This is a genomic window from Epilithonimonas arachidiradicis (assembly GCF_003610695.1).
Lineage (GTDB): Bacteria > Bacteroidota > Bacteroidia > Flavobacteriales > Weeksellaceae > Epilithonimonas > Epilithonimonas arachidiradicis.
Genome location: NZ_RAQH01000005.1, coordinates 43874 through 67130, shown reverse-complemented (window position 1 = coordinate 67130; position 23257 = coordinate 43874). Strand labels below are relative to the sequence as shown.

General features: G+C 36.6%; 13 protein-coding genes. 11 read left to right on the top strand and 2 right to left on the bottom strand.

Annotation, left to right across the window (positions count from 1 at the left end; all coding sequences use genetic code 11):
• The 3 genes from BXY58_RS09620 (at position 1) to BXY58_RS09610 (ending at position 4435) form a co-directional block, all read left to right on the top strand.
• Positions 1 to 1449: a S41 family peptidase gene (locus BXY58_RS09620; protein ID WP_120213653.1), complete on the top strand. Its 1449-nt coding sequence runs from the start codon at positions 1 to 3 to the stop codon at positions 1447 to 1449.
• A gap of 148 nt (positions 1450 to 1597) precedes the next feature.
• A complete protein-coding gene (locus BXY58_RS09615) occupies positions 1598 to 2614 on the top strand; it encodes a serine hydrolase domain-containing protein (protein WP_120213652.1) in 1017 nt (338 codons plus the stop codon).
• Between the two features lie 75 nt (positions 2615 to 2689).
• The gene (locus BXY58_RS09610; RefSeq protein ID WP_120213651.1) at positions 2690 to 4435 is read left to right on the top strand and encodes a CocE/NonD family hydrolase; all 1746 of its coding nucleotides are present in this window, start codon (positions 2690 to 2692) and stop codon (positions 4433 to 4435) included.
• A 98-nt stretch (positions 4436 to 4533) separates the two neighbouring features.
• Here the strand turns inward: BXY58_RS09610 and BXY58_RS09605 are convergent, their stop codons facing one another.
• The gene (locus BXY58_RS09605) at positions 4534 to 6222 is read right to left on the bottom strand and encodes a helix-turn-helix domain-containing protein (protein ID WP_120213650.1); all 1689 of its coding nucleotides are present in this window, start codon (positions 6220 to 6222) and stop codon (positions 4534 to 4536) included.
• A gap of 192 nt (positions 6223 to 6414) precedes the next feature.
• On the opposite strand from BXY58_RS09605, the gene BXY58_RS09600 reads away from it, so the two are divergent.
• Entirely contained in the window at positions 6415 to 8730 is a 2316-nt protein-coding gene (locus BXY58_RS09600) for an outer membrane beta-barrel family protein (RefSeq protein WP_120213649.1), read from the top strand.
• 93 nt (positions 8731 to 8823) lie between these two features.
• On the opposite strand, the gene BXY58_RS09595 is transcribed toward BXY58_RS09600, so the two are convergent.
• Complete coding sequence (locus BXY58_RS09595) at positions 8824 to 10506, bottom strand: T9SS type A sorting domain-containing protein (RefSeq protein ID WP_120213648.1); 1683 nt, start codon at positions 10504 to 10506, stop codon at positions 8824 to 8826.
• Positions 10507 to 10698: 192 nt separating this feature from the next.
• Here BXY58_RS09595 and BXY58_RS09590 point away from each other — a divergent pair, with 192 nt between their 5' ends.
• The 7 genes from BXY58_RS09590 (at position 10699) to BXY58_RS09560 (ending at position 23199) form a co-directional block, all read left to right on the top strand.
• Positions 10699 to 12651 (top strand): tetratricopeptide repeat-containing sensor histidine kinase, encoded by a 1953-nt coding sequence (locus tag BXY58_RS09590; RefSeq protein ID WP_120213647.1) that lies wholly within the window; start codon positions 10699 to 10701, stop codon positions 12649 to 12651.
• 3 nt (positions 12652 to 12654) lie between these two features.
• On the top strand, positions 12655 to 13320 hold the full coding sequence (locus BXY58_RS09585; RefSeq protein WP_120213646.1) for a response regulator: 666 nt from the start codon (positions 12655 to 12657) through the stop codon (positions 13318 to 13320).
• A gap of 309 nt (positions 13321 to 13629) precedes the next feature.
• Positions 13630 to 15003, top strand: coding sequence for a rhamnogalacturonidase (locus BXY58_RS09580; protein ID WP_120213645.1), 1374 nt, complete (start codon positions 13630 to 13632; stop codon positions 15001 to 15003).
• Positions 15003 to 17858, top strand: coding sequence for a glycoside hydrolase family 2 protein (locus BXY58_RS09575; protein WP_120213644.1), 2856 nt, complete (start codon positions 15003 to 15005; stop codon positions 17856 to 17858). Before BXY58_RS09580 ends, BXY58_RS09575 begins: the two co-directional genes overlap by 1 nt.
• A gap of 2 nt (positions 17859 to 17860) precedes the next feature.
• Entirely contained in the window at positions 17861 to 19183 is a 1323-nt protein-coding gene (locus BXY58_RS09570; protein WP_120213643.1) for a rhamnogalacturonan acetylesterase, read from the top strand.
• Positions 19184 to 19468: 285 nt separating this feature from the next.
• Positions 19469 to 22240 (top strand): glycosyl hydrolase, encoded by a 2772-nt coding sequence (locus BXY58_RS09565; RefSeq protein WP_120213642.1) that lies wholly within the window; start codon positions 19469 to 19471, stop codon positions 22238 to 22240.
• A gap of 155 nt (positions 22241 to 22395) precedes the next feature.
• On the top strand, positions 22396 to 23199 hold the full coding sequence (locus BXY58_RS09560; protein ID WP_229728420.1) for a DUF4350 domain-containing protein: 804 nt from the start codon (positions 22396 to 22398) through the stop codon (positions 23197 to 23199).
• The last annotated feature ends 58 nt before the right edge of the window (positions 23200 to 23257 follow it).

Here is a 23257-nt window from a genome sequence, read left to right as displayed (position 1 = left end):
ATGATAAAGAGACCACTGCTATTACTTTTAGCCACTTTTTTTATTGGACAGATTTCGTTTGCGCAAACACAGACGTTTCAATTTACTAATGCAAAATTTTCCGCTGAAACTGTAAAAAATACCATTGATGATGTACAGAAAGAACTCAGCGCAAAGCATCCTGGTTTTTACAGATATACCAAAAAAGCCGAATTTGATATATACATCGATTCAGTAAAAAGTACGATCAAAGATTCAATGACGATGTTCGAATCATTCCAGAAACTGAAGCCGATTGTTGCAAAAATAAACTGTCTCCATACAGGTATTGCGCTACCAAAGTCGTTTTCGGACCAACTTAATATGCAACCTGACTTATTTCCTTTTCAGCTTTTCTTTTCCGAGAACAAAGCTTTTGTGGTCCATAATTTTTCGAACAACAGAGATATTGTGCAGGGAGATGAAATCAAGGAAATCAATGGGAAGAGTATTCCTGAAATTACCAAACTGCTGTTCCAGCTCATTCCATCGGATGGTTATAACCAAACATTGAAATGGAGAGCATTGAATCTTCAGTTTCCAACCTGGTACAGGATTATCGATCCAAACACTAATTTCACGATAATTGTTAATAGAAATAACGCATCGAAATCATATTCCATACCTGGGGCAAGGTTCAAAGATCTTGCCGGAAACGGATTTTTGGAAGAACCAATAAGACCGAAGCAATTGGAATTTCATATGGAGGACAATGTGGCTATTCTGACCATCCATTCTTTCGGACAGACTGATATAAAAAATGCAAAACAAGATTTCAGAAAATTCATAGATGAGACTTTTGATGATCTTAAAACCAAAAACGTCCAAAACCTTATTATTGATCTTCGTGATAACACCGGCGGTTCAGATCCTAATGCGGCGTATTTTGCCAGTTATTTCTTTGACCAGCCATTTCGCTATTGGGATAGAATTGAAGTTACAGAAACCGTAGCGAAAGAAATAAAAGGCGTATCGCTAACTCTTTTTTACAGAAAACCCGTCGAAAAAAATGGTGTATGGTTGTGGCAGAAAGCAAAACATAACCATGAATTTGACTTTTACGAAATACAAAAACCTGCAAAAAATAATTACAAGGGTAATGTCTATGCCCTCATTAATGGATTCTGTATGTCTTCCTGTGCAGATGTTGCAGCAATATTATCTTACAATAAAAAAGCCATATTTATCGGGCAAGAAACGGGCGGCGGCTACCAGGGAAATAATAGCGGAATGATGCCGGAAAGCGCGGTACAGCCATTTGGATTTACGCTTAGTGTCCCACTGCAAAAATATGTCAACGCAGTTGATCCGAATAAAAACTTTGGCCACGGCACAATACCGGATCACGAAATAGCAACGACATTCGAAAATTGGATCAATAAACAAGATGTGGAATTAGATTATACCATTCAATTAATAAATAGAAAGTAATTGAATTTAGATAGGCAAAACATATACGAGCAAACCGAAATGTAATAGTTCTAAAATGACAATTGTCTTAGTTATAGACTAAAAACTTTTAATCAATTTCTTATTTCGAGGCGGAAAATATAAAATTTACTAAAATGAAAAAATTAATATGAAACATTTTTATATCATCTTCTTTTTAATATTAATAGGGTGTCAAACTACGAGTCAGACTCCGGGTGAAGTGATTGACAACTATTACCGGAAAGGAAAATTCAATGGAAGTATATTAATCGCTCAAAATGATAAAGTCATTATGGATACTGTTTTTGGATACCGGGATTTACATCAAAAAGTGGTTCTGAAAAAAGGAACTCCATTTTATATTGCCTCATTAAGTAAATCCTTCACTGCCATTGCCATTTTTCAACTGGCAGAAAAAGGATTTCTTTCACTCGATGATAATGCCGTAAAGTTTGTCGACGATCTTCCTGCCTACGCCCATTACGTTACCATCAGGCAATTGCTGAATCACACTTCAGGAATAAGAGATTATGAAAATAAGCTGACTCAAAAAGGTTTGACCAATAATAATGTTATCCATTGGCTTCAAAGTCAGTCTGGATTAGACTTTAAACCCGGAACAAAATTTCAGTACAGCAATTCCGGCTACATTATCCTGTCCTTAATTATCGAAAAGATTTCCGGAATATCTTATGCTCAATTTTTGAAAAAGAATATTTTCTATCCTCTGCAAATGAACCATACCACAGTTTATGAATCGAATACAGTCATTCCCGATAAAGCTATAGGGTACAACAAGGATAAAAAAGTGGATGACTATTCCATTCTTACGACAGGGGACGGAGGCATTTATGCTACAGCGGAAGATCTTTTCCAATTGGACAGAGCGCTAAGAACCAACCAATTATTATCAGAAGAAAGCATCAAGTTACTGTATCAGACGCCGATTCTTGAAGACGGAACCCATTCTGAATATGGATCAGGCTGGTTTATCGAGAAATCTGCCGGGACGATGATTGCCCAGCATACGGGTGGATTGGCAGGTTTCAGAAGCCTGTTCTGGAGAGATCTGGAAAACGGCAATACGATCATTGCATTGACCAATCAAGGGGATGCCTTTCCTGTATTTGATTTTCTGAACGACATAAAAAAGACTTTGAAATAACAGTGCCGGAATAAAGTGGATAACAGCAAAGCACCTGCAAATTGTTAATAAATGTTCAACTCAAAAAAAATAAATATGTTAAATAAAATTGTGTTAGCTGTTATTCTTGTATGGCTGTCATTCTTTTCAATACAGGCTCAACAAACATTATGGGGCAGTCAACAGGAAAAGGAAAGTATATACAGCATTCAGGATAGTGTGATGATCCGCACAAGAGGTGGAGCGGAGATTTCTGCAATGGTTGTACGCAAAAAGAACGACAATGTTCCCCGACCTGTCGTATTACAGTTTACAATCTATGTGCGGGATCAGGGACGCGATATGCAGTCGCTTAAAGAAGCTGTAGATAGGGGATATGTAGGTGTTATGGCTTATACGAGAGGAAAACGCTTTAGCAAATCTGAGATTTATCCTTATGAAACCGATGGAAAAGATGCTTATGATGTCATTGATTGGATCAGCAAACAGCCGTGGTGTAATGGCAAAATAGGAATGTACGGAGGAAGCTACAACGGCTTTACACAGTGGGCGGCAGCTAAAAATCTTCATCCTGCACTGAAAACGATTGTTCCTTATGTTGCCAACCGTCCGGGAATGGGGCTTCCTATGGAAAATAATATTTTCATCAATCCCAATTACGAATGGTCTTTTTACGTAGGAAACAATAAATATCTGGATAATAAAACAGGTGATGACCGCCAAAGGTTCAGAAATATGATGTTCAAATGGTGGGAAACCGGAGTTGCATATAACAAGATGGACAGCATTGACGGCACACCGAACCGACTTTTTCAGCGTTGGATCAATCATCCTGCATTCGACAAATATTGGCAAGATATGGCTCCGTATAAGGAAGATTTTGCCAAGATTAATATTCCTGTATTGGCATTTGACGGTTATTATAATGATTCCCAGAATTCAGGAATTTATTACCTGCGTGAGCTCAATAAATACAGCCCTAAGACGCCGGCTTATCTGGTGATCGGTCCTTACGGGCATTTCGGAACACAAATGGGCGGACAGGAAGTTGTCAACGGATATACAGTAAGTAAAAATGCTTTGTTTCCAATCAAGGAATACACGTACCAATGGCTGGATTATATTCTGAAAGGCGCAGAAAAACCTTCTTTTCTGAAAGATAAGGTCAATTATCAGGTTATGGGAACAGATGAATGGCGAAGTGCAGCTTCACTGGAGGCTATGCATAATAGTTATTTGAAATTTTATCTAGGTTCTGTTAAAGTCAGTGATAACGAATATTTATTGAGCCCAAATAAACCTGAGCCTAATAAATATTTGGTTCAGAAAGTAGATTTTGCAGACCGTACAACCAGCAATAATGATTATTATCCGGATCCTGTTATTCGGGAAAGTGTGGCTGGTAACGGCTATGTTTTTATAAGTGAACCTCTGGATGCTATGCTGGTGAACGGATCATTCCTTGGAAATATAAAACTGAGCATCAACAAAAAAGACGTAGATCTGGGACTAACCCTTTACGAACTCACACCAGAGGGCCAATATTTTCATCTTTCCTACTATATCGGTCGTGCAAGCTATGCCAAAGACAATACCAAAAGACAATTGCTGACTCCCGGTAAAAAAGAAACCATTGCATTTGAAAATACGCATCTGATCAGCAAACAACTGCAGAAAGGAAGCCGGCTGGTCATTATTCTGAATGTCAATAAAAATGCTTTTTCAGAACTGAATTACGGAAGCGGGAAAACAGTAACTTCCGAAACGATTGCCGATGCAAAAGAACCGTTAATGATATATTGGTTTAATGATAGTTTTGTGGAGATTCCTGTTTTGAAATAATTAAATGTATGTTTTTTGATTATTATGGTTTTAAATCAAGAAAGATACAATTCCCGGCAACGCTTCGTTTTCTATTTATGGCTTTGAATAGATTTTTGTTAAATCGTTGTTTTGAGATCTCGGATAAAATCTGTAGGTCTTATCCCATTGATATCAAAGAACAAATCAGAAAAGTTTTGTCTGGAAGCAATACCACATTCATGAGCTAAGGTCTCTACACTGTATTTTCTAAATACACTGTTTTTATGCAGCTGTTCTGTGATATAACCAATTCTCAACGTGCCAAGATACTTATTAAAATTAGAGCCTTTGTATTCATTGATCACCTGTGAGAGATAATTAACATTGGTTTGTAGCTGAGAAGCCAGTTTCTGTTGCGTCAGGCCTTTTTGTAAAAAGCCTTGCTCTTTTTCGAATATCTCTAATTTCAGTAAGATCTGCTCTGTAATATCTTTGGGTATTTGGAGCTTTGGTTTTTCAAGTGGTTCAGAAGCAATATCCTTTATAGCATTCAGTTCATTTTCCATCTGTTGCAACTGATTTTTTAATGCAAAATATTCCCGTCTGGAACGGCGATGCTCCAGTAATTTATAAACCCCGAATGTCATGGAAAATACCAATAATATAGCTACAAAAAGCAGTATGTACAATGTCTTTTTCTCCTGATCTCTTAACAGTTGCTGCTGTACTTCGAGCGAATGTTTATCATATTCTTTGTGGATTTTGCCGGATAGATATTGGAAATTTTCATTTAAATTTCCGTCCACTTTTAGGAGTTGCCTTGTGTAATATAATTCGTTTTTTACATCCATCTTGCTCTGTTCGTTTTTCAGAAGATATTCAAAGGCTGGCCGGACTTCGGGCAGAACAAATTGATGTCTGTTGAAAATAGAATCTACTTTTTTGAAAGATTCCAAAGCCAGATGCTTTTGATTTTCTTTATCAAACAGAAGACCTTGGTAAAAATGGATGATAGAAATATTGATGAAATCGTTGTGCGAAATTAATCCCGGAAGTGCTTTTTCAAAATAATTTCCTGCTGATTGATAATTACCCCGATGCAGCTCTGATATGCCTTTGGACTTATAAAATAAACTTTTTTGTAATGTGTTGCCCGCATCTTTTTCTATATATAGTGCTTTTGTGAGATAGGTATCGGCTTCTTGGAATTGATCCAGTTTCTGAAAGCATACTATGATCTGGTGCAGGCTATTTAGATAATCTTTTGAGTAAGATTCCGACTTCTTATGATCATTACCAAAGAAAGCCAGACATTTTTTGAATAGGAGCAGAGCTTCTTCATTATAACCCAGATAAGCTTTCATCTCAGCAATATGATAGAGATTTTGATGAGTCAAGACTTTATTATTTGAACTTTCTAAATATCTGTAAGCCAGCAAATATTCGTTAAGTGCTTTTTTGAATTGTCTAAAATGATTATAATAAATAACACCTTTCCTGAGATAAGCACTGCCGATCGTATCCTTGTTTTTGGAAATTAATGCATTCTTAATGGCTTCATTGGCATAGTTTAATTTTTGATTTCTGTCAGAGGTGAAAAAGATAGCATCATCATATCCCTGAGCCATCTTTTCGTAATTTTTTTCTTTTATGGCTTTAGCAATAAAAGCATCAAGGCCATTGTCAAAAGCTGCAGCGTCATTTTCCTGCAGAGAGATATATTGTTGTCTCAAAGCATTATAATCCTTTTCCGGAACAGCTTTTTCCCAAACCAAACCGAGCACCAGAAAAGAAAAGAAAATTAGAAACTTGTTGAATAATTTCATCTCTAAAAGTTATTACACACAAAAATAAACTATTTTTCCAAGGAAGTTCAGATGATAGATGAGATACGACTGGCAGCTATTCTACAAATTGAAAGATCAGGACCTTAGAGTGGTCTTAATTCATCAATTGGGACGTCAAATGTTTCGGTGATTTGATACCGGAAGCTATTTTTGGCAAAAATTATTGTTAGTATGAAAAGCATTATTATGCTTCTTTGCCTGTTTTCGATTGGTCTTGCTGCTCAGAGCCGTTTCAGAATTTCAGGTGAGATCGTGGATCAGAAAAATCAAAGACTTGAGTTGTCTGAAGTTAATTTATTCGATAATCAAAATCATTTGATCAAGACCACTGTTTCGCAAGACGGTACATTTGAATTCAAAGATGTTGATGTCAATAGTTATTACATCCAGATCATCAGCCATTCCAGGATACAGAATGAGCCGATCTTTACTTTAAACTCAGATTACAGGACCAAAATCATTTTCAATTCTGATGTGACTGAGCTGGAAGAACTGAAGATCATTAAAAACAGAAATAATATAAAAGTTCAGAACGGCAATCTAAACATTGATATTACCAATTCAGCCCTGAGCAAAGTGGCAAATTCTACAGATCTGTTATCAAGGCTTCCTTTTGTAAGAATTGATTCCAATGGTGAAGGTATCTCATTTGTTGGCAAAGGCGTTCCCTTATTATATATCGATAATCAGAGAGTTGATTTTTCCGTCGTAAGTTCGCTTTCCGTAGATGATATCAAGTCAGTAGAACTGATCCGAAATCCATCGATAAAATATGAAGCTGAAGGCAAAGCTCTTATAAAGATCAACCTTAAAAAAAGCAAAAAAGACGGCCAGAAATTAACTTTGACAGAAACAGCAATGTTCCAAAAGAAATACAGCAATTATCTCTCAGCCAATTACCAGGCAAAGAAAAATAAATCTGAATGGAAACTAAATGCTTCCTATAACCAGATCAATCATTGGGAGAGTAACGGCTTTGATTATAAGGTCGATACAAAAGCAATTGCCTCAGACTATGTGATAAAATCTATCACCAAGCGTCCACAGTTGATCTTTGGAGCCAATTTCTATCAGGAATTAGACAATGACGGAGATTATATTTCTATGGCTCTCAACAGCAATATGCGACCGGATAAAGGCGATAATAATACGATTACAAATTATACCGAGGATATGATACGTTCCAATGTACAGACGATGAACAGGCAGGACAGGAATCGAATAACGATCAATGCGATGTTTAATTTCAATAAAAATCTTCCAAAATTAAATGCCAGTATTTTCACAGGTTTCCAGTATAAAAGAGAGAGCGACAATGTCAAATATGATTTTTATGATAACAGGGATTTTTCAGGTTTTGAATTCAGCCAGTTTCGGCATCAGCTTTATTCAGGGAATGTCTATTCAGGACGAATGGATATAGAAAAGAAATTTTCAGATCTGTTGAAACTGGAACTTGGAGGTAGCTATAACAGCGCCGAAACATTGACAGATAATACCACCCGGTTTGCTACAACCCAGGAATTGGGACATTTGGAATACCACTTTCAAGAATCGAATACGGCAACTTATGTTAATCTGGACATCATTTTGAAAAAATTTGCTCTGAAGGGTGGTGTCAGAATGGAAAATACCATTGCCAAGGGAAAAAATAAATTTAAAGAGGCAGATAACATAATGCGAGAGTATACTGATTGGTTTCCGTCCGCTCAGCTGAGTTTTGAGCCTAATGAGAATTTTAACTTTAGCTTGGATTATCGGAGGAGCATTACAAGACCCAGTTATGGTAATCTTTCGTCAGGAGGATTGTACGGAAGCCCCTACATCGAGTACAGAGGAAATCCATTCTTGCTACCGTCATACTCCAATACACTGGCACTGAATGCCAAATTGAAAAAATGGTCATTAACCGCCTCTCTTTATGAAGATAAAAATCCTATGGGATACACGTTGGTATTTGACGAAGAAAAGAATATATCAACATTTACAATTGTTAATTTCGACAGGGCAGTTGGAGGTAATCTGGGTGTAGACTATGAACTGGTCTATAAAAAGTGGACATCTCAGAACGATCTTAGCCTTAATATTGACAAGATCGAAGATGCTATGGCGATCTCTGGAAAAGTCACGCCTTACATTTATTTCTCCACCAACAACAGTTACAGCTTCAGGAAAAATATCAGCTTTTTACTTGATGCTTCATACATCGCCAAACGCACGCAGGGTATTTTTGATTACAATGCAATGTGTCTGGTAAACCTGGGATTGAATGCGAGTTTTGGCCGATTTGATATTACTGCAAGGTATAATGATATTTTCAAACAAATGGACTACATTCAAAAATTGACTTATAAAAAAATAGCTTCTACAGGTATTTTTTATGGTAATACACCTACAGTATCTTTGACTTTAAAATACAACCTAGGCAATATCGGTAAATCCAATTACAAAGAAAAGGCAGTCAATGAAAGTGCTGACCGACTATAAATATCAAGATCTCTATTTTAATAAATTCAATTATTAATCTAATAAAAAACCAGACGTTTAAGCCGTCTGGTTTTTAAATTTATCTAAGTCCAATTAATGCTTGACTAGAATTTTCTTATTTACTATTCCGGAAGTAGTTTTGATTTGAGCTATATAATAACCCGGAGGAAGACTTTTGACATTCAGTTCAGGATTGTTTTGATCCAGTTTTTGTTCCAATACGATTTGTCCGGCAGCATCAATAAGTACAATCTTCTGCAATGAACCGGCTGAGTCTGATTTGATCTTCAGTATATCGCTGACAGGATTCGGGTAAACCTGTACCAGTGATGACTTATTAGCATCATCAATCACAGACATCGTACCATCTTCATAGAAAATTGTCAGATTCGGTACATACAGTACAGGAAAGCCCTCAGGCGGATTCATCGCATCAAACGGCTGATCATCTCCATCCCTGTTTCTGGAATAGATCGGCTCCTCATAAAAAGTACTGATAAATGTGGACCAAAGCACCATTTGCGGATGACTCTTATTAGTGTAAACCACAAGATTTTTACCGGTGTAATTGAACGAATTCTGAAGCGGAATATACAATTGATTAAATCCCTTCTTAAAGTTCATTTTGCCGTCATAGACTTTTGTAAAAGATGACGGTGCTAACCAATCCGAAGACAGATCCTGCTGATCAGTTTCTGCTAAGAAAATCTGAATAGGAATATCATTGTTATCTTCATCAAATTGACAGGTATATTGGAGTCCTGTTATTTTAGCATTGCTTTTGCCAATCTGTTGAGATGTGTAAAGGCTCTGTCCAATGCTGTACAGATTAAAAAAGTTAAACGGAATGGAATGCTGCAGTGTAAAAGAGCCGGAGCCTATCGGAACATTTTTGGTGCCGTCTTTTAAAATATTTAAAGTCAAATTTTTAGACTGATCATTGCTGATATTTTGATCTCCGGCGAGTTCTACCACCGCAAATACAGACTGTTGAGGCATATCACCTGCCTGTGGCGTCCAGAACAATATTTTCTGTGATTTTTCACCAAAGCCGATCGGATCACCGGCTACCGATGCCAGCTCTGTACCGTTACTGGATTTTAGTTTGATTGTATAATTACTCTGTGTCAATTGGCCGCCATTAGTCACTTCCACCATTGCCATTGCCTGCTGTCCGGCATTCACGGTATTATTGCCGCTTATCTGGCTTACCAAAAGATCTTTATCAGCCACGACATCTATTTTTACGTCATCTACTGCCCAGCCGTTGATAAAAAAATTATTGCCATCATACCGGAATGCGTACTGCATCTCTGTTGCATTCTCAGGTACTGTTATGAAGTAAGTAAAACGATCCTGGGGAATGTTAAGCGTTCCTAAAGGTCTTTCCCAAAGTGGCTGCCAGGTTTGTCCGCCGTCAAATGTGACGTCCGCACCTATAGTTTCTCCGGCATCGCCTAAAAAGTTAATAAGATACTGATTGTATGATAACGCCAGGTGCTTATGCCCTGATATATTAATCACAGGTGAAACCATACGGCTTAAACCCACCTGCATACCATAAGTCATATAAAGCTCAGGTGCTGTTCCACCGGAGATCTGCGAGTTGTTAACAGACCAACCTGGCGGCTGATCGGCTTTAATTTCCCAGCCTGGTGGGAGCGCACCCGGAGGATATGAAAAATTTTCTGTGTAGATTGTCTGCTGTGCTGATAGGTTTCCTCCGAATATCAGATAAGCAGGAAGTACTGAAAGCAAGGTTAAAATTTTCTTCATAAGGATAATGTTATATGGTTAACTATTACAAATTAACTTCATTATCATTATTAAAACAATCCGTGACAGTTGCTAAATTTAAGATTGTCAGCTAAGTGCTGGCACTTATTTTTATTAGTAGGGTTTAAAAAAAACATCAATGTTCGGGATTAAATACCATATTTGTATAACGCTTTTTGAAATGCTCCTGTAATGAACCTTTATCAAGTTGGCACCCTTTTCAGATCAAGCAGGTGGTACGTATTAACTACCGCGCTGATAATATTCTCATCCTTCCTGTCATGTAAAGATTCATCTAAAGACAATGTACAGAATCCTTTAGCACCTTATGAAAAACAATTTGATGAGATACATCGTCTTGTCTACGAGAATCCGTCCCTTGCACGTCAGAAATCATCAGATATTCTGAAAACCCTTTCGCAGGATAAGCCAGAAGCCAGAGTTTTGTGTCTCAAATATATAGGCTCTTCTTATGCATTTGAAACCCAGTATTCGAAAGCTATTAAATATTATAAACAGGCTTTGTCTTTGGCAGAACAGCTCAAATATTATTATGAAATCGCTAATCTTAATAATAATCTCGGTACCATTTACAATGAATTTGGCAATTACAGGGGTGCTTATATTTATTTTATAAAAGCCCTTCAGAACTATGACTTATCAGGAAACCGGCAAAAAAAAACCGGAACCCTTAATAATATCGGCTTGACTTATCTTAATCTGAACCATCAGGATAAAGCTTTGGGATATTTCAAGAAAGCCTTAAACTCAAGTACGATTAATAAAGACAGTATTCTTGCGGCAACAATTCTTAACAATATTGCGATCTGTAATTTTGCCAAAAAAGATATTGAAAAAGGGATGAGCAGCCTTAAGCGCTCTCTGTCAATATCTGAAAAGACCAATAATTTGTACGGAACCTGTGTATCTTATCAGATCATGGGTAATAATTATCTTTCACTTAATGATAAGGCTAATGCTTACAATGCTTATTTGAAAAGTGTTGCTATCGCTGAGAAAGCTGGTCTTGTAAATCTTCTTGCGATATCCAAAGTTGGACTGGCAAGACTTGCATTGTCCGAAGGCCTGCCTGATAAAGCTTTGAAATATGCTAATGAAGTGATGGCGGTTTCAAATGATAAGAACAGCCAATCTCTAAAAGCTGATGCAATGCAACTTCTGGCAAGTATTTATGAAGATAAAAATGATTATAAAGAAAGTCTTAAGAATTTCAAAACTCATGTCAAGCTAAGAGAGGAAATGACCAACAATACGGTTGTCAACCAGATCTATGATGTGGAAGTCGAGTATCTAAATCAGCTCAATCAGCTGCAAAAACTTGAGCTTGAGAAAAAGGAGTTGGCTATCAGTAACAAAAATATAATTCTGCTGTTGATGTCATTGGTGTTTTTGATCATCTTCGGGGGACTCTATTTTATTTACAGAAATCATCAGAACAGGCAGAAAGTCAAACTTCAGGATACTATTATAGAGCTCACCAAGAGAAAATCCAAAGCAGCATTGGAAGCTGAATTCAGAGAAAGAAAAAGAATAGGACGGGAGCTGCACGACAGTCTCGGTTATCTTTTATCGCTCGCTGGTCTCAATGCCAGCGTGCTAAAGAAGCGTGGCGATCTATCGGAAACCAAAAAGAATGAGCTGCTCAATGCATTAATGGAGAATATTAATGAAGCGTTTGATGAGGTAAGGAATATTTCCCATAATCTGGCACCTTCATTATTGTCAGAACAGGGTATAAAAGGCGCTTTAAAGAATATAGCCGATAAAGTCAATCAGAGCGGTAAAATAAAGATGAGTTTTGACACATTTGGCCTGCAGGGACAGCTGGACGACCTAATAGACAACGCACTTTACCGGACAATACAGGAGATTGTCAATAATACAATTAAGCATGCCAATGCTTCTGAGCTGTTTATCCAGATTGCAAGAGACAGTCATCAGATTACATTGATATCAGAAGATAACGGCAAAGGATTCGATTCTGAAAATCTGAAAAACCAGTCAAGCTTTGGTTTGACTCATATCCGGTCGTGGATTGAAAATCTGAACGGAAGTTTACATATCGACTCGAAAATAAACCGTGGAACCATTATCAGTATTCTGATACCAATCCAAAAGACATAGACTATGACACATCAGATAATAAAAGTTTTAATAGTCGACGATCACCAGCTGATGATCGAGGGCTTGAGAGTGCTTCTTGAAGATGAGGACTGCATCAAAGTTGTTTCCGGGGCAACATCAATGACCGAAGCACTTGATTTTCTGAAACATTATCCGGTAGATATTATTCTTATGGATATCAATATGCCAGAAGCATCAGGAATAGAAATCACAAAAAATGTCAAGATGCTGTATCCTTCCGTTAAGATTATAGCTTTGACTATGCACGAAGATATCTCAATTATTTCAAAAATGATCAAGGCTGGCGCTTCCGGTTATATCCTGAAACGAACCAATATGCAGGAAGTGATCGACGCCATCAAAACGGTACATCAGAACGGGCGTTATCTAAGCAGTAACGTCCAAAATGTCATCATGGATAACCTCATGAGCCCGATTGACCTGCTGGATGCTGCCGAAGAAGGCAAAGCAGTACTCTCTGCCAGAGAAATAGAAGTGCTGCAGTTGATTGCAAAAGAGTATAATAATGAACAGATCGGCGAAGCGCTTTACATCAGTGAGAGAACGGTAGAGGCTCACCGCAGAAATATTTTTATCAAAACAAAAACCAAGTCTATTGTGGGACTTATCAAATACGCACTCAACGAAGGGCTTGTCTCTTTGGATTAAATCCAATAGGCTGTAAAGGAAAATACAAATTATAAGTTTTGTTGTTTCTTTGGCTGCATATCAGAAATCATAAGGTTGCGATTAAATTTAAGATTCCGACTTTATTATTATCACCAATATCTAAAGCTAAACAAAGAAAATCATCATTTTCTTTGCTAAAAGGCGTTATGACGGCGCTTTATTTCTCTTGTAACATCACAAATTGTTTGTAAAAACTTATCTGATTTTTATTGTCAGGAGAGCGCAGGATACCTTTCAATCAGAAAACTTCTACTTTTAAATTCGTTTATTAGCTATACAAAATCGATTATGACATTTCAAAATATATCAAAGCTTTTCTTAACTTTTTCACTTCTTTTTTCTTTTTCAGGATTAAAAAGTCAGGACAAATTTCCCGACGGAACCGCCATTCCGAAATGGTTTAAAGAAAACAAACCAACAGATATCAATAAATTAGGCAAGAAATACATCATCACAGATTTTGGAGTAAAGAACGATAGCACAATTCTTCAGACAAAACAGGTTCAAAATATCATTGATGAAGCTTCAAAAAACGGAGGTGTCATTGTCATACCAAAAGGAACCTTCCTCATCAGTTCCCTTTTCTTTAAACAGGGAACGCATTTACATTTAGAAACCGGAGCAAAATTAAAAGGAAGCGATGATATCAACGATTTTCCTGTGGTGACAACAAGAATGGAAGGTCAGACCGTAAAATATTTTCCGGCTTTGATTAATGCAGACGGATTAGACGGCTTTACAATTTCAGGAAAAGGAACTTTGGACGGAAATGGTTTAAGATTCTGGAAATCATTCTGGAAAAGAAGAGAATGGAATCCTAAATGTACCAATATGGACGAAATGCGACCTAGGATTATCTACGTTTCCAATTCAAAAAATATTCAGATTGAAGGAATTACAGTGAAAAATTCACCCTTCTGGAGCACGCATTATTATAAGTCCCAATTCGTAAAATTATTAAACTTAACAATTTTAGCGCCGAAAGGACCTGTAAAAGCACCAAGTACAGACGCTATTGACATCGATGCCTGTTCAAATTTCTTGGTGAAAAACTGTTATATGTCGGTGAATGACGATGCGATTGCTTTAAAAGGTGGAAAAGGTCCAAAAGCAGATACAGACCCAAATAACGGAGAAAATAGAAACATTTTAATTGAAGACAACACTTTCGGATTCTGTCATTCTGCATTGACTTGCGGAAGCGAATCGATTCACAATTACAACGTTATTTTCAGAAATTCTACCGTGAAAGACGCTTCAAGATTATTACACTTGAAAATGCGTCCGGACACGCCTCAGCACTACGAATACATCACTTTAGACAATATCAAAGGAAACGTAAAAACTTTCATTTACGCTAAAGGCTGGAATCAGTTTTTTGATTTGAAAGGCGAAGCAAGACCGAGAAAAGGATTGGCAAATAATATTACCATCAAAAATATAGATTTAAGTTGCGAAACAGCATTCTCTATTGAAAAATCTGATTTGTTTGATTTAAAGGATTTCACTTTTGAGAACTTAAAAATCAAAGCTTTAAAGCCCGAAATAGAAAATTTAAGCAACATTCAAAATTTAAAGCAAACCAAAGTCAATGTGACGAAAGTAGCTTCTCTTACACAATCCTACGATAAAAAAGATGACTCCGACATCGCTGCAAAATAATGAGTTTTTCTTTCAAAATATTAGCTCTGTTATGTGTCTGTTCACAGTTTTTGTTTTCTCAGTCTAAAGAAATTCAATTCTTAACTGGGAAAGATGCTGAACACACCAAAGAATGGGATTTTTGGATAAACTCCGGTAGAAAATCGGGAAGCTGGAGCAAAATCAATGTGCCTTCACATTGGGAACAGCAAGGTTTCGGTTCCTATAATTACGGTCGGGATTATGTAACGTATGGCAAAAACTTCAAGTTTCACGAAGAAACAGGTTTGTACAAACACAAATTCACCGTTCCCAATTCGTGGAAAGGAAAAAGCATTAACATCGTTTTTGAAGGTTCAATGACCGACACCGAAGTGAAAATCAATGGAAAATCGGCAGGAGCCATTCATCAGGGTGCTTTTTATGAATTTAAATATGATATTTCGGATAAAATTCAGTTCGGAAAAGAAAATATTCTCGAAGTAAAAGTTTCCAAAATGTCGGCTGATAAATCGGTCAACAATGCAGAAAGATTAGCAGATTACTGGATTTTAGGCGGAATTTTTCGACCCGTTTATTTGGAAGCAACTTCGAAAGAACATATTTCATCAACGGTAATTGATGCTAAAGCAGACGGAACTTTCCGTTCGAATATTAGCTTGAAAGGAATTAATTCCACAAATAATTTGAAAGTAGAATTATTTGATGTTAAAAATAATCTGGTTGGCGAATCTCAGGTTCAGATTCAAAAAGGAGATACTTTAAAACTGATTCAGCTTTCGGTTAAAAATCCAAAACTTTGGACGGCCGAAACACCGAATTTATACAAAGCTAAATTCACTTTAAATAAAAACAAAAAAACAATCAGTCAAACCGAAGAAAAATTCGGTTTCAGAACCATAGAAATCCGAAAAGGCGACGGAATTTTCATCAACGGAATAAAGGTCAAAATGAAAGGCATCAATCGTCACGTTTGGTGGCCGGAAACGGGTAGAGCAGTTACGGAAAATATCGATTTAATGGACGTTCAGCTCATCAAAGAAATGAATATGAATGCCGTTCGTTGCTCTCATTATCCGCCGAATAAATCATTTTTAAAGATTTGCGATTCACTAGGTTTATATGTTTTGGATGAATTGGCGGGTTGGCAAAAAAAATACAGCACAGAAGTCGGGAAAAAGCTCGTGAAAGAAATGGTTACGAGAGATGCCAATCATCCTTCTATTATTTTCTGGAGCAACGGAAATGAAGGCGGACATAATTTTGATTTGGATGCAGAATTTGCAAAATACGACTTATCGAATCGTCCAGTCATTCACGCGCATCACAAACCTGGAAATGCTTTCAACGGCATCGACTGCAATCATTACGAAGATTATTACAGCACAAAAAATATCCTCGAAGGCGAAAATATTTATATGCCGACCGAGTTTTTACACGCACAGGACGACGGTGGTGGCGGAACTTCTTTAGCCGATTATTGGGAACTTCACTGGAATTCCAAAAAAGGTGCGGGAGGTTTTTTATGGGCATTTGTAGATGAAGGTTTGGTACGAACGGATTTCAATAATCAGATTGATGTTAACGCCATCAACGCTCCCGATGGAGTTTTAGGGCCACATCGTGAAAAAGAAGGAAGTTTTTACGCCATTCGTGAAATTTACAGTCCGGTAAAAATTGATTTGAAATCGTTACCAAACGATTTTAACGGAAATATTCCTGTTGAAAACCGTTATCATTTTACGAATTTAAAAGATTGTCAGTTTGAATGGAAATTAATTAAGTTTAAAACTCCATTTTCTTCTGAATCAGGTTTTGATATTATTAAAACAGGAAAAGCAGAATCCCCAAATATTCAACCGACAGAAAAAGGAACTATCAATTTAAATCTTCCTTCAAACTGGAAAGAAAATGAAGGTTTGTTATTAACGGCAACCGATTCTTTCGGAAAAGAAATTTATACCTGGACTTGGAAATTAAAAGCTAATGATGAAATTTCAAAACAGTTTTCAAAATCTTTAATTAAAGAATTTCCGGTTTCTGTGACTGAAAATGATGCTGAATTTATTTTAAAATCAGACGAAAAAGAATTTGCCATCGGAAAAAAGGACGGCTTATTAAAATCTGTGATTATCGATAAAAAAGGCAAAAAAATGACCTTCAAAAACGGTCCTGTTTTCGTGAACGGCACAATGGAATTATCATCGATAAAATCTTTTGCAGAAGGAAAAAATCAACTGATTGAAGTTAATTACAAAAACGGAAATAAAATCATTTGGAAGCTCAATCCAAACGGAGTTTTAGAATTAAATTATGAATATTCTTTGTCGGGAGATTACCAATTTTCAGGTGTAAGTTTTGACTATCCTGAAAATTACGTCATCAATGCAAAATGGCTCGGAAAAGGCCCTTATCACGTTTGGAAAAACAGAACTCAGGGACAGACTTACAATGTTTGGCAGAATTTGAAAAACTCAACAAGAACCGGACAATCTCCTTGGCTTTATACTGAATTTAAAGGCTATTTTGATGATGTTTCGTGGTTGCAATTGGATACAGCCGAAGGAAAAATTACGATTGGAACCAAAGAAGAAAAAATGTTCGCCAGACTTTTCGATTTTTACGGAATTTATGGAGCTGAAGGTTATCCGAAATTGCCAGGCGGGAATATTTCTTTCCTCGATGCGATTCCGCCGTTGGGAACTGTTTTGGCGTTTAACATTAACGATAAAACCGAATCTTTAGGACGGGAAAGCGAACCGAATCATTTGAACGGAACGTTTAAAAGAACCTTATATTTCTATTTTGGATTGCCGGATTTAGGCGATGAAAATAAACAGTTTACAATGCCAAAAGAAAATATTTTGACGGATTAATAATGAAAAAAGAATTATCATTTTTAGTAATGCTTATCTGTTCATTATATTTTGGACAGCAAACCAGCTTCAAATTTGATTTTGGCGGAGAAAGAGTAGAAAAAGGTTTTATTCCAATTCATTCGACTTCAAAATTTGACAGGAAAATTGGCTATGGTTTTATGGATATTTCGGGTTTAAAATCTGTTGACAACGGCGGGAATGCTTTGACGGGAGATTTTATCACGAGCGACAAACCTTTCTATTTTTCGGTAGCAATTCCTGAAGGGAACTATGATATTCAACTGAATTTAGGTGATACAAAAGGAACTTCAGAAACAACAGTCCGTGTAGAAAACCGCCGATTGATGTTAAATGATATCAAAACCAAGCAAGGCGAAATTGTTGAAAAAACAATCACCGTTCACGTAAAAGATAGCATTATCAGAAATCAAAACGGCGAAAAAATCGGAATGGTAAAATTAAAACCAAGAGAAACAAAATATTTGCATTGGGATAATTTGCTGACGATTGAATTCAATGATAAAGCTCCGAAAGTGTGTTCGATCATTATTCAACCCAACAAAACAGCAAAAACCATTTATTTAACGGGTGATTCAACGGTTGTTGATGCACAATACGAGCCGTGGGCTTCTTGGGGACAAATGTTACCGTACTTTTTCGTTCCGAATGAAGTGGTGATTGCTAATTATGCCGAGAGCGGTGAAACCTTAAAAGCATTCGAAGACCGCCACCGAATCGATAAAATCTGGACTCAAATAAAATCGGGAGATTATTTATTTATCCAATTCGGTCACAATGACCAAAAAGCGGGAAACAGCACAAAATCGGGTTACAGAAAAAGATTAAAAGAATGGATTCAGAAGGCTAAACAATTGGGTGCAATTCCGGTTTTGGTCACTTCGATGAACCGCAGAGTTTTTGATGACAATAATAAAATTGTCAACACTTTAGACGATTTTCCTGATGCAATGCGGGAGATTGCAAAAGAAGAAAGAGTGGATTTAATAGATTTAAATGCATCAAGCAAAACATTGTTCGAAGCAATGGGACCGGAAGCGGCGAAAAAAGCATTTGTCTATTATCCCGCAAACGCTTACCCCAATCAACCGAATGCTTTGGCGGACGATACACATTTTAATCCGTACGGAGCTTATGAATTGGCGAAATGTGTCGTAAAATCTATTGTCGACCAAAACTTACCTTTAAAGAAATACATTTCAAAAAATTATAAAAATTTTAACCTCAACAAACCCGATGATGTCGAAAAATTCCATTGGCCAGAATCTGTTTTTATGGAATCTTTAAAACCTGATGGAAATTAAAATTTTGGACTTAATAAGCTTAATCAAATAAACAAAGTTTATTCTTTTTAACATTAAGGATTTAAGAATTGACATAAATATTAAAATTAAGAACTAATAAATTGATTTAGATAAGAATCATTAAGAAGAATCTTAAAATCTTAATTTCTTAATGTTGAAATAAAGAAAAAAATCTTTGAATTTTTAAAACTTATGTGTTCTTTTCAAAAGTCGAATCACAAACTTAAAAATAACTAAAGTGTCAAACTTTTGTGCCTTTTGTGGTTAAAAAATAAAAGTTAAAAAATGAAAATTAAAAATATAGTCAAACTCAGCGTTCTCTGTTTTGCCTTCGGAAATCTTTCCGCACAAAATCCGTGGCCAAAAGCGACCAATACCGCTCAACCGTGGACGCGTTGGTGGTGGATGGGAAGTGCCGTTGACGAAAAAGGTTTAGACAAGCAATTGACAACCCTTTCCAAGGCAGGTTTCGGTGGAGTAGAAATTGTCCCGATTTATGGCGCAAAAGGGTTTGAAAATAAATACATCAATTATCTTTCTCCGGAATGGATGAAAATGCTGCAGTTCACGACAGATAAAGCAAAAAGTCTGAAAATGGGCGTTGATATGGCAGTCGGAACAGGTTGGCCAATTGGCGGACCGCAGGTTGATGAAAATGATGCTGCAACCAAAATGATTGTTCAGACTTACAGCATTCAGCCCAATGAAAAATTTTCTGAGAAGATTGTTTTAAAAGACGAAAAACAGAAGAATTTAAAAACCATAAACTTGGATATCGTTACCGCTTACAACGAGAAAAATGAAGCGGTTGTCTTAACAGATAAAGTAGCTCAAGACGGAACTTTAAACTGGAAACCGACTTCAGGAAAATGGACTATTTACGCAGTTTTTGTTGGCAAAACCTTACAGAAAGTAAAACGTGCCGCTCCGGGTGGCGATGGCTATACGTTAGACCATTTTTCTCCCGATGCAACGAAAGATTATCTGAAAACATTTGACAAAGCTTTTGGAAATTCAAACTATGGAATCCGTTCGTTTTTCAATGACAGTTATGAGGTTTACGGTGCCGACTGGACTGCCGATTTTAAAGAACAATTTAAGAAAAGAAGAGGTTACGATTTAAGTCAGTATATCAAATATTTGGTGAGCGATGAAGAAAGCGAATTGGCAGGAAGAATAAAATCAGATTATCGTGAAACAATGAGTGAACTGATTTTACATAATTTCACAGAAAACTTTACGAATTGGGCGCATTCAAAAAACTCCCAAAATACCAATCAGGCACACGGTTCGCCGGGGAATTTGCTGGATTTATATGCTGCAGTCGATATTCCTGAATCTGAAACTTTCGGAAGTACAAAATTTGATATTGAAGGTTTAAAACGAAATCTGGAAGACATTAATACAAAGGAAGTTCCCGATATCAATATGTTGAAATTTGCTTCTTCGGCGGCAAATATTACCGGAAAGCCTTTGATTTCCAATGAATCTTTTACTTGGCTAACGGAACATTTCAAAACGTCTTGGTCACAGGTAAAACCGGAAGCTGAGCAGATTTTTTTATCAGGAATCAATCACATTTTTTATCACGGAACGACGTATACGCCCGCTAATGTTCAGTTTCCGGGCTGGTTGTTTTATGCTTCGACGAATTTCGTTCCGGAGAATTCTTTGTGGCCGAATATTAAAGGTTTAAATTCTTACGTCGAAAGAACACAATCGGTTTTACAAAGTGGAAAATCGGATAATGAAATCCTGATGTATTGGCCGATTTATGACCAATGGGCAAATCCAAAAGGGAAAGATATGGCTTTCAAAATTCATAATATTGAAAAGTGGCTGCATCCGACTGTATTTTATGAAAATCTTGAGAAATTAGGAAAATCCGGCTATTCTCTCGATATGATTTCGGATAAAATGATTGGTGAAGCGAAGTTTGAAAATCAGAATATTCAGGTTTCGGAAAATGGTGGTTCTTATAAAGTTTTGATTATTCCTCAACTGAATTATTTTTCAGAACCAACGTTGAAAAATATTTTAAATTTAGCTCAGAATGGAGCTTCGGTAATTTTTCAAAGTGAGCCAAAAGACGTTCCGGGATTTTTTGAATTTGAAAAAAGAAGAAACGAATTGCAGTCTTTATGGACTAAAATTCCTTTTCAGCAAGACGGAAATTTAAAATCGGCAACATTCGGAAAAGGAAAAATTGTATTGAGTTCTGATGTTGAAAAAGCTTTAGAATATTTAAAAATTGAAAGAGAAAAGCTGACGGATACAGGATTAAAATTTATCAGAAAAAAGTTCGATGGCGGAAAATATTATTACATTGTCAATCATACTTCAAAAGAAATTAATCAAAATATTCCATTAAATTATTCAGGAAAACAAGTTGCTTTGATGAATCCTGAAAACGGAGAATTTGGAATTGCTGAAACGCAGAACAATTCCGTTAAAGTTCAACTGAAATCAGGAGAATCTTTGATTATAAAAGCTTCGGAAACTCCAGATAATTCAATTCCAAAATGGAAATATGTTGAAAAAACAGATGCTCCGATTGTTTTAAACCAACCTTGGCAACTGACTTTCAAAGAAGGCGGACCCGAACTTCCGAAATCAAAAACATTGGATAAACTTCAACCTTGGACGAATTTCACAGAAGATACATCCACACAGAGTTTTTCAGGAACAGGAGTTTACGCAACTTCATTCAAATTAAATAAAAAAGCCGACGATTTTATACTGAAATTTGACAAATTATATGAAAGTGCAAAAGTCATCATCAACGGACAAGATGCGGGAATGGTTTGGAGTCTTCCGTTTGAAATCAACGTTGGAAAATATTTGAAAAAAGGAAAAAATACCATTCAGATTGAGGTTTCCAACCTGATGGCCAACCGAATCCGTTATATGGACCAGAATAAAATCCAATGGCGAAATTACCACGAAATTAATTTTGTCAACATCGATTACAAGACGTTCGATGCTTCCAACTGGAAAGTACAACCTTCAGGTTTAGATGGCGAAATTCAATTAATTCCTGTATATTTCTCAAAATAATTTTAATGACAGTCTGCAATTAACAATTTTTGTATTCTTATTTAAGTGAAACGCCTTTGCGAACTTAAAAACAGTTAGTAGTTAAAAAAACTTTGCGGACTTTGCGTTAAAAATTGTAGAGAAATAGATTGAATTAAAATATTAAATAAATATTTATGAAGCAGAATATCGTAAAAACATTAGCATTAGGAACACTTTTCACATTCGGATTTACCAATGCCCAAAACAAACCGAAAGTTGTTTTGGATAACTTTTTCAACAACGAAAAAAAGGAAAATAAAGAAACCAAAGTTCTGGAATCTTGGCATTACACGTGGAACGACACTTCCAACGGAGGATTTTCTTTGCTCGGCGAAATCTTCCAAAAACAAGGTGCAGAAATCAGTACTTTAACGACGGCTCCTTCCAAAAAAGACTTGAAAAACGCTAATATTTATATCATCGTTGATCCCGATATCGACAAAGAAGCGTACGGAGGAAAAGCCAATTTGATTGACGCTAATTCCATCAAAAACCTTACAGAATGGGTGAAAAAAGGCGGTGTTTTGGTTTTGATGAGCAACGACAACGGCAATTCTGAGTTTGAACATTTCAACAAATTGGCGGGAGAATTCGGGATTCATTTTAATGATGACAGTTACAACCGCGTTCAGAAAAGGGAATTTGAGCAGGGAAAAGTAATGGTTCCGGCTGGAAACGAGATTTTCTCCGAGCAAAAATTATATATGAAAGAAGTAAGTTCGATGGACGTAAAAGCTCCTGCCAAAGCCATTTTGACGGCAGAAGGTAAAAGCATAGGAGCGATTGCAAAAGTCGGTAAGGGAACCGTTTTCGCATTGGGAGATCCGTGGTGCTACAACGAGTATATCGACGGCAAAAAACTTCCGGCAGATTTTACCAATTATCAGGGAACTGAAGAGTGGGTGAAGTGGTTGCTGAAACAAGTTTCCAAAAAATAAAGCGATATGCGCAATCGATTGAATTTGTGTAATTAGAATTATTTGGGCAGCTTTTTCC